At 45.7% G+C, this 13,247-nt stretch carries 13 protein-coding genes; 1 reads left to right on the top strand and 12 read right to left on the bottom strand.

Annotated features, from left to right (window positions below; all coding sequences use genetic code 11):
* Positions 1-2: 2 nt before the first annotated feature.
* The 7 genes from B2M23_RS17120 to proB form a co-directional block, all read right to left on the bottom strand.
* Positions 3-2,399, bottom strand: a complete 2,397-nt coding sequence (locus B2M23_RS17120; RefSeq protein WP_081571269.1) for a DNA translocase FtsK 4TM domain-containing protein — start codon at positions 2,397-2,399, stop codon at positions 3-5.
* Between the two features lie 59 nt (positions 2,400-2,458).
* Positions 2,459-2,908 (bottom strand): dUTP diphosphatase, encoded by a 450-nt coding sequence (gene dut, locus B2M23_RS17115; protein ID WP_013380368.1) that lies wholly within the window; start codon positions 2,906-2,908, stop codon positions 2,459-2,461.
* 10 nt (positions 2,909-2,918) lie between these two features.
* Positions 2,919-4,997: a polyribonucleotide nucleotidyltransferase gene (locus B2M23_RS17110; RefSeq protein WP_038352426.1), complete on the bottom strand. Its 2,079-nt coding sequence runs from the start codon at positions 4,995-4,997 to the stop codon at positions 2,919-2,921.
* Positions 4,998-5,116: 119 nt separating this feature from the next.
* Positions 5,117-5,383 carry a 30S ribosomal protein S15 gene (gene rpsO, locus B2M23_RS17105; protein ID WP_013380366.1) on the bottom strand — a complete coding sequence of 89 codons (267 nt, stop codon included), beginning with the start codon at positions 5,381-5,383 and terminating at the stop codon, positions 5,117-5,119.
* Between the two features lie 131 nt (positions 5,384-5,514).
* Positions 5,515-6,660 (bottom strand): MGDG synthase family glycosyltransferase, encoded by a 1,146-nt coding sequence (locus B2M23_RS17100; RefSeq protein WP_038352425.1) that lies wholly within the window; start codon positions 6,658-6,660, stop codon positions 5,515-5,517.
* 48 nt (positions 6,661-6,708) lie between these two features.
* Positions 6,709-6,864 carry a hypothetical protein gene (locus tag B2M23_RS17095; protein WP_013380364.1) on the bottom strand — a complete coding sequence of 52 codons (156 nt, stop codon included), beginning with the start codon at positions 6,862-6,864 and terminating at the stop codon, positions 6,709-6,711.
* Complete coding sequence (gene proB / locus B2M23_RS17090) at positions 6,842-7,678, bottom strand: glutamate 5-kinase (RefSeq protein ID WP_038352424.1); 837 nt, start codon at positions 7,676-7,678, stop codon at positions 6,842-6,844. The genes B2M23_RS17095 and proB overlap by 23 nt, the downstream gene beginning before the upstream one ends.
* Positions 7,679-8,046: 368 nt before the next feature.
* Here proB and B2M23_RS17085 point away from each other — a divergent pair, with 368 nt between their 5' ends.
* Positions 8,047-8,244 (top strand): CsbD family protein, encoded by a 198-nt coding sequence (locus tag B2M23_RS17085; protein ID WP_038352423.1) that lies wholly within the window; start codon positions 8,047-8,049, stop codon positions 8,242-8,244.
* 73 nt (positions 8,245-8,317) lie between these two features.
* Here the strand turns inward: B2M23_RS17085 and B2M23_RS17080 are convergent, their stop codons facing one another.
* From B2M23_RS17080 to B2M23_RS17060, 5 genes are all read right to left on the bottom strand, one after another.
* Entirely contained in the window at positions 8,318-11,257 is a 2,940-nt protein-coding gene (locus B2M23_RS17080; RefSeq protein WP_038352422.1) for a vitamin B12-dependent ribonucleotide reductase, read from the bottom strand.
* 194 nt (positions 11,258-11,451) lie between these two features.
* Positions 11,452-11,685: a hypothetical protein gene (locus B2M23_RS17075; protein ID WP_038352421.1), complete on the bottom strand. Its 234-nt coding sequence runs from the start codon at positions 11,683-11,685 to the stop codon at positions 11,452-11,454.
* Between the two features lie 21 nt (positions 11,686-11,706).
* Positions 11,707-12,357 carry a glycerol-3-phosphate 1-O-acyltransferase PlsY gene (plsY, locus tag B2M23_RS17070; RefSeq protein ID WP_038352420.1) on the bottom strand — a complete coding sequence of 217 codons (651 nt, stop codon included), beginning with the start codon at positions 12,355-12,357 and terminating at the stop codon, positions 11,707-11,709.
* A gap of 29 nt (positions 12,358-12,386) precedes the next feature.
* Entirely contained in the window at positions 12,387-12,665 is a 279-nt protein-coding gene (locus B2M23_RS17065; RefSeq protein WP_038352419.1) for a cysteine-rich small domain-containing protein, read from the bottom strand.
* A gap of 6 nt (positions 12,666-12,671) precedes the next feature.
* Entirely contained in the window at positions 12,672-13,247 is a 576-nt protein-coding gene (locus B2M23_RS17060) for an indolepyruvate oxidoreductase subunit beta (RefSeq protein WP_038352418.1), read from the bottom strand.

Genomic DNA, 13,247 nt, shown 5'->3' with positions numbered 1-13,247 from the left:
TGTCACCTCCTGTAGTATTCTTCCTGTGTCATCAGCAGGGTTCGCGGTTTGCTGCCGTTTGGCCCTGAGATAATGCCCTTTTGCTCAAGGGAATCAATAAGCCTTCCCGCCCGGGCATAGCCAACCTTCAGCTTACGCTGGAGCATGGAGGTCGATACCTGATTATAGGTAAAGGCTGTCTCCACTGCCTGGTCAAACAGCGGGTCCAGGTCATCCTCTTTGGCTTCCTCTTCTTCCTGCGGCTCGTTAATCGCCTCCTCAATCTCATCATTATAGGTTGGCTGTTTTTTGGGTTTGACCGCATTGATTACGCGGTTGATCTCCGCGTCAGATACAAAGGTACACTGTACACGCAGGGGTTTTGATTTTCCGACGGGGTAATAAAGCATATCCCCCTTGCCCAGCAGCTTTTCAGCCCCGGCCATATCAAGAATGGTTCGGGAGTCTGTATTAGACGCCACCGAAAAGGCAATACGGGATGGAATGTTCGCCTTGATCAGCCCGGTGATCACATCCACCGAGGGTCTCTGTGTCGCGATGATCAGATGAATCCCACAAGCTCTGGCCAGCTGAGCAATACGGCAGATCGCATTTTCACATTCCTTGGGCGATGTCATCATCAGGTCGGCCAGCTCGTCAACCACAATGACGATCCGCGGCAGCTTTTCTCCGCCCTGGCCAGCCATCAGTTCATTATACCCGTCAATGTCACGCACGCCGTTTTCCTTAAACAGCTGATAGCGGTCTGTCATTTCCTTAATGCCCCAGTTCAAGGCATAGGATGCCTTCTTGGGGTCTGTGACCACTGGAATCAGAAGGTGCGGTATGGCGTTGTACTGGTTCAGCTCGACCATTTTGGGGTCAATCATGATAAAGCGTAAATCCTCGGGTGAAGCCTTGTACAAAAGACTGATGATAATACTGTTGATGCACACACTCTTACCAGAGCCTGTGGCACCCGCGATAAGTACATGGGGCATTTTGCTGATGTCCCCGATAATGTTCTGGCCAGACAGCGTTTTGCCGAGCGCGAAGGGCAAGGGCCCCTTGAAATTTTCAAAGGCTGGTGTCTCAATGATCTCGCGCAGCCCGACAATGACGCTCTCCTCGTTAGGCACCTCAATGCCGACCGCAGCTTTTCCTGGAATGGGCGCCTCAATACGAATATCCGAGGTTGCCAGATTCAACGCCAGGTCATCTGCCAGATTAACAATCTTATTGACCTTGACACCCGGGTCTGGCTGAAGCTCAAACCGGGTAATACTCGGGCCAACATCCACCCCGACGATTTTGGCATGTACGCCAAAATTAGAAAGTGTTTCCTCGATAATCTTCGCCTTTTTAACCACTGCGTCCTTTCTGTTTTTAGAGCCGGAGGCTGGCGGATTTAACAAAGTCGTTTCCGGAAAATGATAAACCTCGTCAGCCTCCATTTGAGGGTTTACAGGGTTCTCCCCGTCATCGGATAAATCCAGAAGCTCATCCACAATTTTATTCTGCTTCTGCTTCTTTTCAGGAAGCAGAAAAAGGCTTTCCTGCTGTTCTTCTGGCAAAGTCTCGTTGGAATCCTCCAGGGGTTCCGATTCATCCAGCTCTTTATTGACATCATCAATAAAATCAAGAATCTCTGTATCAATCGAAACCTTTCCGGTCTCTGAGCGCTGGAACAGGCCATCATAGCTGTCGCTCGCTGGCTCTTCCTGTTTTTCCTTATTCTTCTTGGCAATTTTGCTTTTTTCACTCAGTTCTTTTGAAAGCTTGCGTTCTTCTACCAGATCGTCAACCTTATTTTTCAGAGGTGCGACACCAAATTTGTTTTCCTTCATTTTCTGATAATACTCGTTAAAATTTGCCCGTACAATCAACAGGGCTTCGGCGACAGACGCCAGTATCAGAAAAACAATCGTACCGACCTTGGTCACCAACATCTGAAGGAAATAGGAAAGCAGTATCCCGATAATTCCGCCATAGCCGCCATAACTGGCCACACTGAAAAGATCGAGCACGCTGTAGGTCATAAGCCTTGGAATATTCAGGCTGAAGACCACCATCAGATTAACCAGCAGTAAAAACACCATGACCAGTGTCTGTATGTTTCCCTTATGCTTGTCAAAAAACAACATGATTCCCCAGGCGATCATATAAAGGGCAATCATGATGGTTGTATTGCCAAACATATAGGTAAAGATAACCTTCCCCACAATTTTATCTAAAATTCCGGGCGTTGCTGTCAAAAAAGCATAGCCGACATAAAGGCCCAGAACGGCCAGAACCGCACCGGTTATTCTCTGCTTGACCATCGGGCTCATGCCAGCCTGCTTTTTAACGCGGCTGCCAGCACGGGCCTTTGACACGCCTGCGCGCTTTTTAGCCGGTTTCTTTTTGCTTGCTGTTGCCACCTTATTATCACCTCACTTACTTAATAAAAAAAGGCACAGATCTTCTGTACCTTGTATTCCTACATACCGGAATGTCCAAATCCACCGTCGCTGCGTTCTGTTTCTGTCAGAGCCTCTACACTGTCGACCTCTACAAAATCAGCAGTGACATAGGATTTTATTACCATTTGCGCGATGCGGTCACCGGGATGAATGGTATGGGAAAAGGCCTTCAGATTTGTTAAAATAACCTTTATTTCACCACGGTAGTCTGAATCAATGGTACCAATCCCATTGACCAAGGCAATGCCGTGCTTCATGGCCAGACCCGAACGCGCCCGGATCTGAGCTTCGTATCCCGGCGGCAGTTCTAGATAAATTCCCGTCGGAATCGTGTAAATATTCTGGTTTGAAATCTCAATCGGTTCGTCAATATCCGCGTATAAATCCACCCCGGCGGCACCGGAGCTCTGATACTCCGGCAGCGGGTATTTGGATGCGTTGTATATTTTTACCTTGCACTTTTCCATATTATAACACTCAATCCTTAGGTAAGCACGCTTTTCTTGATAAATTGATGCGGCCCTTATCGTCAATTTCAACAACCTTGACGGTTACGACATCACCAAGCTTTACAACATCCTCTACGGATTTCACGCGTTCCTTGGCAAGCTTTGAAATATGGATCAGGCCGTCTTTACCACCTGGCAAGGATACGAAAGCACCGAAGTTCATAATCCGAACAACCTCGCCTGTATAAACCTCTCCGACTTCCACTTCCTTGACGATATCTTCAATAATCGCCTTCGCTTTATCTGCGGCAACACCGTCTTCAGAAGCGATATAGATGGTGCCATCGTCCTCAATATCAATCTTAACGCCGGTTTCCTCAATAATCTTATTGATGACCTTTCCGCCTGATCCGATAACGTCACGAATCTTGTCAGGGTTAATGGTCATGGTCATAATACGCGGTGCGTATGGTGATAACTCAGCGCGTGGTTCAGAAATTTCTTCATTCATGATACCCAGAATATGCATGCGGCCAATGCGGGCCTGTTCCAGTGCCTGGGTTAAAATCTCTCTGTCGATACCGTGGATCTTGATATCCATCTGAATCGCGGTGATTCCGTCTTTAGTACCGGCAACCTTAAAATCCATGTCCCCAAGGAAGTCTTCCATACCCTGGATATCTGTTAAAATCGCCAGCTTTTCATCTTCCTTGATCAGCCCCATTGCCACACCTGCAACCGGCTTCTTAAGCGGTACACCCGCTGCCATCAGAGCAAGACTGCTGCCGCATACGCTGGCCTGAGAGGTCGAACCGTTTGAACTTAAAACCTCAGATACGACACGGATAGCATAGGGGAATTCTTCTTCCGGAGGAATCATTGGCAGCAGCGCGCGCTCTGCCAGTGCGCCGTGGCCGATTTCGCGGCGGCCCGGGCTTCTCATTGGTCTTGCTTCGCCAACACTGTAGCCTGGGAAATTATACTGATGCATATAGCGTTTTTCCGTATCGTTGGATAAGCCATCCAGCACCTGAGCATCCCTCAGGACACCTAAAGTAGCGATGGAAAGCACCTGGGTTTCCCCTCTGGTGAAAAGGCCAGAACCATGAACTCTCGGGATATAATCGATTTTTGCAGTGATCGGACGAACTTCATCCATCTTACGGTTATCGGGACGGATACGGTCTACCAGAATCAAACTGCGGACTTCTTTTTTCTGCAGAGCAGTTAAAATTGTATCAATATCATTTAACTGTTCAGGATAAAGCTCGCCAAAATGTTCAACAACTTCAGTCTTAACCGCATCAATATTTTCAAGACGTTCTGTTTTATCTTCAGTGTGAACGGCTTCATGCATTTTACGGCCCACAAAAGCTTCTACCTCTGCGGTCAGCTCGTCTGTTGGCAGATAAAGAGTATAATCCTTCTTTTCCACGCCGACGGCTGCGACGATCTCTTCCTGGAAAGCCACGATTTTCTTAATTTCTTCATGCGCGAATAAAATCGCTTCCAGCATGGTTTCTTCAGAAACTTCGTTGGCGCCAGCTTCTACCATCATGATGGCGTCCTTGGTACCGGCAACGGTCAGGCTTAAATCGCTGACTTCGCGCTGGGCTTCTGTTGGGTTCAGAATAAATTCACCGTCGATCAGGCCGACAGCTACTGAACCGGTAGGACCGTCAAAAGGAATGTCTGAAATGCTGAGGGCAATGGACGCGCCGATCATTGCGGCGATTTCCGGTGCGTTATCCTGCTCAACAGACATAACCGTAGTGACCACCTGGACATCATTGCGGAATCCCTTGGGGAACAGCGGACGAATTGGGCGGTCAATTAAACGTGAGTTTAAAATTGCTTTTTCAGAAGGACGGCCTTCTCTTTTTAAAAAGCCACCCGGTATCTTACCAACCGCGTATTGTTTTTCTTCATAATCCACGCTCAGCGGAAAAAAATCCATGCCTTCACGGGGTTTTTTAGATGCAGCGGCTATGGCCAGAACACTGGTTTCACCATAGCGGATCATTGCAGAGCCCTTAGCAAGCTGTGCAACCTCGCCGATTTCCACGCTAAAAGGGCGACCGGCAATTTCTGTTTCAAATATTCTCATTAATACCTCCAATGATATCAGCCGATTTACGAAGCGGCTGGACTCCGTTTATTTCAAAACCATCTGCACAGATGTTCGAAAATTCAAAGAAAAAAGGCGGAATACTCCGCCTCACAGTACTATTTTCTCAAGCCTAATCTCTGAATTAATTCACGATAGCGCATGATATCTTTCTTTTTGAGATAGTTTAATAAACCTCTACGCTGACCGACCATTTTCAGAAGACCTCTTCTTGAGTGATGGTCTTTTTTATGAACGGCAAAGTGTTCATTTAAACCATTGATTCTTGCTGTTAAAATAGCAATCTGTACTTCTGGAGAACCAGTGTCACCTTCGTGTGTCTGGTACTCTGCAATAATGCGTTCTTTTTCTTCTTTTGAAATCATTTGTGTCATTTCTCCTTAAATTATAAATAGACTCCGTAATCACAGTATTTCGTTGGAGTTTCGAAAAACCAAGAGAACGGGCTTAACGTAATAATGATACCATAACCGCAGAGCGGTGTAAAGTTTTTTTATCAGAGTTCCGGGATTATTTCTCCTGCTTCATATTCTGAAATCAGTTTTTTGCAAAGCTCAATGGTTTTTTCCATCGAATGGTTTCTGGCTTCCTCGGACATATTTTCAGCCATCTGCTGAATAATGTATTTATTCTCAATGAGAAAGTCGACCATGGAAGTCAGCTCCTTGATCTTATCTACCTTGATGGCCATGCCGCTTTCCACCAGGTAATCCGCGTTCTCCTCCTCCTGTCCCGGATAATAATACGGGATAATCATCGGGATGCACTTGACAATCGCCTCTGTGCTTGTCAGGCCGCCTGGCTTGGAGATAATGGCGTCAGACTCATCCATAAGCTCGGGAATATTGTCGACAAAGCCATGAATCTCCACCACCTTATCTTCTGTTTCATAGACCTTGTTTAAAAACTCTATGGAGCGCTCAACCTTTTTATTGTTGCCGCAAACCACAATAATTTTAATTTTTTCCTGAACCTTCATCAGCGCGACAAAAGCCTTTTCCATCTGTCTGGTCCCCATACTGCCCGCCATGAGCAGAATTGTACCGCGGATGGCCGGATCTTCGATCTCGGCCTTTTTCCTGGTGTCCTCCACAAATTCCTGTCTTATGGGAATGCCAAAGGGATAAATGATATCCGGGTTTACACCCTTTTCAATCATGGTTTCTTTTGTATATTCGCTGCCTACCACATAGGCATTAATTTTTTTATGCAGGTATACGCTGTGGATTTTATAGTCTGTCACAAAAGAGAGCACTGGCAGGTCAAAGGCCCCGTGCTCTTTTAAAGTTCCTAAAATATTGGTGACAAAGGGATGAGTTGAAATCAGCAGATGTGGCTGTTCCTTCTGAATCATGGGAACGATCTCTGGATTCATTACCTTTGTCATCATTTTAAAAATATTCTGCTGAAAAGGCGTCATATGATTAAACTGGTTATAAATCTGCTCATAAAGCTTTGGCACATTTTCAACCAGCTGCTTATAGCCCTTTGTTACGATTTTGTCTAAAACGGCGCTGCTTTCCTTGAAGGCATCATAAACGTCTACCTCAAAACCATATTCGGATAAAGCCTGGGCAATAGATTTTGCCGCCAGGTTGTGTCCCGCACCGGTGGATGCTGTGAAAATAAAGATCTTAGACATTGACCCCTCCAAATTTTTCGTCTGTTTTATTTTGTTTAATGCTTGATTTTAGTCGTCAAAATCCTTGGTGAAACGGTACTGTACTTTCATTAACTTACCGCCGACTGCCTTTTCACGGCGTTTTTCTGCCACATAAAAAGCGCCCAATACGGTCAGCATACCAGCTGCTACTGCAGACAAACTAATCATTACTTTTTTTAACATTTTGGACCTCCTGTAAATCCTGTTTAATAAAAAATGTTCCTATTTCATTGCCTTCTAAAATATCATAAATCACTTTGACATCCTCACCGGATGCGATGATCGTGTCTATTCCTCGGTCAGTGGCGTATTTTGCCGCTCCGATTTTGGTTACCATGCCGCCTGTTCCAAGGCCGGAGGTAGAACATCCCGCGCTGCTCAAAATATCGGAATCAATCGTCTCAACGGTCTGGAGCAGTCTGGCATCCTCATTTTCATTGGGATTTGAGTCGTACAGCCCATCCACGTCTGAGAGAATAATCAAAAGGTCAGCATCCACAATATCAGCAGTCATGGCAGACAGAATATCATTATCCCCAAAGCACTCCTCTTGAATTTCATCCGTAGCGATGCAGTCATTTTCATTGACGATCGGGATAATATTACGGTTTTTCAGCGCCTTGAAGGTGTTGATGGCATTGTTTCTTTTAATGGAATGTTTAAAAACATCCTTGGTCAGCAGAATCTGTCCCACATTCTGGTGGTATTCATCAAAGAACTTATGGTAGATCTCCATCAAAAGTCCCTGTCCTACCGAAGCGGTGGCCTGTTTGGCCTCCAGTGTCTTTGGCCGTTCCTTTAACCCCAAACGGTTCATTCCACAGCCGATGGCACCCGAAGATACCAAAACCATCTTCCTCCCACTGTTTTCTAGGTCCGTCAAAACCCTGGCCAGCTGGTCAAGCTTTTTTAAATTGAGGGTACCATTGGCATGGGTTACCGAGGTGGTCCCCATTTTGATGACAATGGTCTCTGCTTCCTTAATTGTCTGTCGCATTTAATGCGCCTCCATTTGTCTACTGTTGTCTTCCACTCAGGCGGCTTGGTCCATCCATTCTTGATGAGTGACTTTTGCCGTCAGTCTGGTGACTATTCTGAATTCTTATCATATCAAACTTAACTTAATTTTGCAAGTTTGTTTTATCATACTACGCCGGGTAGTCCTTCTGTTTTTCCATGCGTTTTCTACTTATTTATTGTATCATAACTTTTAAACTTCTTAATACTCAATCAATAATTACTCTTTTTTCTCTCCGCTTATCCTATACAAAACTAAAGCCTTCCTTAGAAATAGTCCAGCGATTGTTTTTATCGATTGTCTGAGGGTATATAAGAACTAACAATTCTTATTAAGGAGGCTTTATTATGAGCAAAGATACAGGATTTGTCGATCAGGCAAAAGGTGAAGTGAAAGACCGTGTTGGCGGTGCAACAGGCGACAAAGGCCTACAGGCCGAAGGCATGATGGACAAGGCAGCCGGAAAAATCAAAGAAAAAGCAAATGACATCAAAGAAAAAGCAAAAGATGTTGCTGATGATGTAAAAGATCGTCTGAATAAATAAAACATTGACATAAAAAACCGGGATATTCCAAGCTGAATATCCCGGTTTATTTATTTTTTTGATTTTCACTTAATCAACTGCAGCCTGTAGTGGTGCCACAGTCCATACAAACTTTACAGGTACCGTTGCGGACCATGCGGTCACTGCCGCACTGGCTGCACACTTCCCCATAGAGTTTTTCACCTTCAATTTCCATTTCCATCTGAAGCGGCACAGTTTCCGGTGTCGGAGCCGCTGCGCTGGCGTCTATCTTTGCAAGTGGTGCCTTTGGCTTCACCTGGCATTTGGAATAATCGCCGCATTCAATATCAATCACCTTGGAGATCAAGTCAGAAATAGAGGACGCGTATTTAATGTACGGATGTCTCTGTACAAAGCCTGACGGCTCGTACTTCTGGCCTCTCAGCATAATGGAAATTTTTTCCGGCGGGATATTGTACTGAAGCATATTGGAGATGGACTTGGACAATGAAGCCAGCAGCCCTTTAACCACTGTACCATCCTTATCGGTGGATACAAAAATTTCTGCAATTTTACCATCATCGTAGAAACCGATGGTGATATAAAGCTCGATATCGCCGATTTTAGCCGCATGGGTACGGCTCATACGCATACCGTCTGGCTTACGCCGGTTGGGTACCCCCTGATTACAGTCTCGGGCAAATTCCAGGAGCTCTTTATAAGAACAATCCTCCAAATGCTTTTCGCCTTCCTCCTGCTTACCTGAGCTTAAAGGCTGTGAAGCCTTACAGCCGTCGCGGTAAACGGCGATGGCCTTGGCACCGGTAGTATATGCCAGAAGATGAATTTTCTTAACATCCTCTATCTCTGCGTTTGACGGCAGATTAACCGTCTTTGAAACCGAGCCGCTGATCATTGGCGTGATGGCTGAAACCATGAGCACATGGCCCTCTGGACGGATGGTATTAGCTGTATCAAAAACCGGAATATGCTCTGGCTTGATATGCGGCGCACCGGACAGTGTGTCATGGCGCAGATAGCCCTTTTCGTCCTTATCCAGCATATAGCCGAGAATATCGGAAATTTCTTTTGGCTTATAGCCCAGATTCTTGAGGGCAATCTCCATCACAGGGTTCACGATTTCCATGGAACCGCCGCCTACCAGCTTTTTGAACACCACATGATTGTAGAAGGGCTCAACGGAGGTTGCTCCGCAGTCCATAGCGAAGGAAATGGTACCGGTCGGTGCGATTACACTAACCTGTGCGTTGCGGTAGCCGTTTGCTTCACCATAATCAATGGCATCCTTCCAAGCGTCCTTGATACGGCTGCTGACATTCAGGAAGCCCATATTTTCTAAAAGCTCATGATTGATTTTAAGCGGTTCGTAAGTCATTTCCTCATAATCATCGGTCAGATGGCCCGCGACACGGCTGTGATTGCGGATAACACGCTTCATATAGGGGCTGTTGATCTCATATTTCGCAAAAGGACCAACTTTTCCTGCCATCATCGCTGAAACATAGTAGGAATGCCCAGTCATAATACCGCATAAAGCCGCGATCAGGTTACGTGCTTCATCAGAATCATAGGGATAGCCCAACGCCAGGATCAGTGATGCTGCATTGGCAAGGCCCAGGCCTGTTGTGCGGAAAAGGTAGCTTTTTCTGGCAACATCTTCTGTCGGGAACTGTCCCCAGTAAATGGAAGCCTCCAGCACCAGCTGGATCAGTCCTGCCAAATGAGAAAAGCGCTCGATATCAATTTTGTTGGTTTCCGGATCAAAGAAACGGAAAATATTGATGGATGCCAGGTTACAGGCAGTATCATTTAGGAAAGCATACTCTGAACATGGGTTTGTCGCATTGATCCGGTTTTCTTTTTTGGAGGTATCGCCGTCCTCACCGCCGGGACAGGTGTGCCAGGCGTTAAACAGGTCGTCGAACTGAAGTCCAGGGTCGGCGCAGGCCCATGAGGCTGTATTAATTTTCTGCCAGAGCTCTTTAACGGATACTTCGCGGTTAACCGCGTCGTCCACACGGCCATTCAAGGTCATCTTGTGATCGGGCTCGTGCTCAAGGTTGATGACAGCGTCCATGAACTCTTTATTCAAACGGACGGAGTTGTTTGAGTTCTGCCCCGCAACCGTGCGGTATGCCTCGCCATCCATAGAGGTATCATAGCCCATCTTTCCAAGGGCGCGGACTTTATCTTCTTCCTTAACCTTCCAGTCTACAAATTCTTCAATCTCAGGATGATCGACGTCTACAATGACCATTTTGGCCGCACGTCGGGTTGTACCGCCGGACTTAATGGCACCCGCATTACGGTCAAGCCCCTGCAGAAAACTCATCATTCCTGAGGATTGTCCGCCGCTTGACAGCTTTTCATTCACGCCGCGAAGCGATGAAAAGTTCGTGCCAACACCAGAGCCGCCTTTAAACAGCTTGGTTTCACTCACATAATGCTCAGAAATGGAGTGATGGCCGAGCAGTTTATCCTCGATGGATAAAATAAAGCAGGCGCTGGATTGTGTCCGGGTATAGCGGTCGTCTGATTCTTTAACCTCACCGGCTTCCTCGTCATAGTAATAAAGATCGTCCTTATCACCCTTGATACCATAGCTTCTGGCCAGACCCGTATTGAACCACTGCGGTGAATTTGGCGCCCACATCTGTTTCAGCAGGGCGTAAACCATCTCATCGTAAAAAATCTGCCACTCTTCCTCAGTCTCAATGATGCCTTCTTCTTTCAAAGCATCTGCCCAGAAGCCAACCATACGGTCAGCCACTTCACGCATGCTGTGTTCATAGCCCAGACCGTTAGGGATTCCCCGTCGTCTGAAATACTTGCTGGCTATAATATTGCAGGCATTTTGCGAATAATCAACTGGAAATTCAAGATCTTCCATGGATAAAATGGTCGCGCCCGTCTGATAATTTGTTAAATTGACGTCAACATTCTGCCACTCGAAAAGATCGTAGACAGTCTTATCACTGCCCTCCAGCTCTTTCGTAAAATGTCTTTTAAATAGATCTTTCAGCTCTTTCAATCTTAAACTCCTTATAAAATCGGTTTGTAAAGGCGTACACAAGATGTGCTGCACCGATTTCTATTATAACATATATCTGGTATAATACGTGGAATAAATTCTTGTAATCCACATCAACTTTCTTGTAAAAAGAAAACAGAAACAGTAAAAAGAGACTCTCTGCTTTGAGAGTCTCTTTGAAACACTAGTCAGAATCAGGCTTTTCGGTTTTCTTCCTGTTCTTCTAAAACATCTAAATCTACGGCAGCGTTGGTCGCCGCTTCTTCAGTTCCAATAACATCTTTTTCAAAGGTACCGGCTTCATGGGTTTCTTCCACTGAAACAGATTCCATTGCATCATCTGTCAGGGATTGACGTCTGACATCAGGCTCTGCTTCGCAGATGGATTTTTCCTGTCCAGCAACAACTACTTTTTTATGATTTGACATCTTCATGTCTCCTTTCAAAGTTTAGTTGCCTTTCTTATCGTCTCCACCCATTTTAACTTTCTGTCCTACCTTGCTCTCAGTACCAGCTGCAATCCGCTTAATGTTGGCGCGGTGCTGGAATACTGTTGAGCAGCAGAGAAACAAGGCAAAAACCAGTTCAGGTGTAAAAACAGCCCCATGTGTAATAAAAATGCTCTTAATAAGAACCGCAATCGGAAGGGATACCATCCCAATAATGGAAGTCAGTGACATCATTCTGAAAATGGCCAGGAAGATCAGACCAACGGCAATACAGATTAAAGCAATCTGCCAGTCAAATACGATAAACACGCCGATGGAGGTAGCTGTTCCCTTTCCGCCTCTAAAGCCAAGGCAGACCGGCCAGTTATGACCACAGACCACTGCAATCCCCGCAGCCGCTACCCAGGCTTCACTGAAGCCGAGCAGTCTGGCGGCAAGAATCACGACAGAACCTTTAAGCGCATCCAGAATAAAAACAGGAATGGCGTATTTCAGGCCCATTGTCCGGAGTACATTTGTTGTACCCGCGTTACCGCTTCCGTAATTACGGACATCCTCACCCTTTACAGCGCGAACCATAATATAGGCAAAATCAAGATTGCCGATAAAATAGGCCGCCACAACCAAAATCAAGCCAATAAGTATACTCATACTAAACTCTCCTCACACATAATCCTGAGCTACTGCTCTCTAACGCGCTCAATAAGGATCAGGAGTTTTTCAATGATCCGGTCATAGTTCTCTTTTTTATGGGGAACAAGGCAATTTGTACAGTTCTTTATACCCTTTTCCGTGTATTCAAAACCACCGCCGCAGTCCCTCCCCAGCGCATATAAAGGACAGTAACAAAACAAACAGTTAAACTCATCTGGGGTTTCCGTTTTGTGACAGGGAAAGTATTCACAATCCCTGTTCTGGAAAAATTTAAAGTTTTCTGTTTCAAATTCTTTTTTACACATAGCCTTTTAGTTGACGGCGTCCATTCCGACAGCCATTGCTTTAATATTCAAATCAACAAATTTAGGTTTTACATTATTTCGGATGATTTCATCCCAGTCAATATCCTGAAGCCCCATGGATTTGATGATGGCTCCCAGCAGAATCACATTCATAACCTTGAGGTTGCCCATCTCTTCTGCCAGAGCAGAAGCGTTCATCACGCGGACATTGGCCTTTTCCTGCAATGTATCCAGGATTTTTTCCGGATAAGTCGCTTTTCCTATAACAACCGGCAACGGCCAGATCTCTGCATCATTGACAATAATCTTTCCGTCTTCCTTTAAAAAATCAATATAACGCAGCGCTTCCATTTTTTCAAAGGCAACGATAATATCCGCTGTTCCCATCTCGATAACCGGTGACTGAACATCATCTCCATAGCGAACCTGAGAAGAAACAGAGCCGCCGCGCTGGCTCATGCCGTGAATCTCACTCATCTTTACATCATAGCCGGCTTCCATCAAACCAGTGGTCAGCAGCTTTGCCGCTGTGATGGTTCCCTGGCCGCCAACGCCAACCAATAATATATTTTTTGTTTTCAT

Origin of the sequence: Eubacterium limosum (assembly GCF_000807675.2) — a bacterium.
In the GTDB taxonomy this organism is placed as follows: Bacteria; Bacillota; Clostridia; order Eubacteriales; family Eubacteriaceae; genus Eubacterium; species Eubacterium limosum.
Note: the sequence above shows the minus strand (reverse complement) of the source record. Positions and strands in the feature narration are given on the sequence as shown.

Coding starts and splice junctions, on each gene's coding strand:
- dut (WP_013380368.1), bottom strand. CDS start 2,908: ATGGAAAAGTGCAAGGTAAAAATATACAACGCATCCAAATACCCGCTG.
- B2M23_RS17110 (WP_038352426.1), bottom strand. CDS start 4,997: ATGAGAATATTTGAAACAGAAATTGCCGGTCGCCCTTTTAGCGTGGAA.
- rpsO (WP_013380366.1), bottom strand. CDS start 5,383: ATGATTTCAAAAGAAGAAAAAGAACGCATTATTGCAGAGTACCAGACA.
- B2M23_RS17100 (WP_038352425.1), bottom strand. CDS start 6,660: ATGTCTAAGATCTTTATTTTCACAGCATCCACCGGTGCGGGACACAAC.
- B2M23_RS17095 (WP_013380364.1), bottom strand. CDS start 6,864: ATGTTAAAAAAAGTAATGATTAGTTTGTCTGCAGTAGCAGCTGGTATG.
- proB (WP_038352424.1), bottom strand. CDS start 7,678: ATGCGACAGACAATTAAGGAAGCAGAGACCATTGTCATCAAAATGGGG.
- B2M23_RS17085 (WP_038352423.1), top strand. CDS start 8,047: ATGAGCAAAGATACAGGATTTGTCGATCAGGCAAAAGGTGAAGTGAAA.
- B2M23_RS17075 (WP_038352421.1), bottom strand. CDS start 11,685: ATGTCAAATCATAAAAAAGTAGTTGTTGCTGGACAGGAAAAATCCATC.
- plsY (WP_038352420.1), bottom strand. CDS start 12,357: ATGAGTATACTTATTGGCTTGATTTTGGTTGTGGCGGCCTATTTTATC.
- B2M23_RS17065 (WP_038352419.1), bottom strand. CDS start 12,665: ATGTGTAAAAAAGAATTTGAAACAGAAAACTTTAAATTTTTCCAGAAC.
- B2M23_RS17060 (WP_038352418.1), bottom strand. CDS start 13,247: ATGAAAACAAAAAATATATTATTGGTTGGCGTTGGCGGCCAGGGAACC.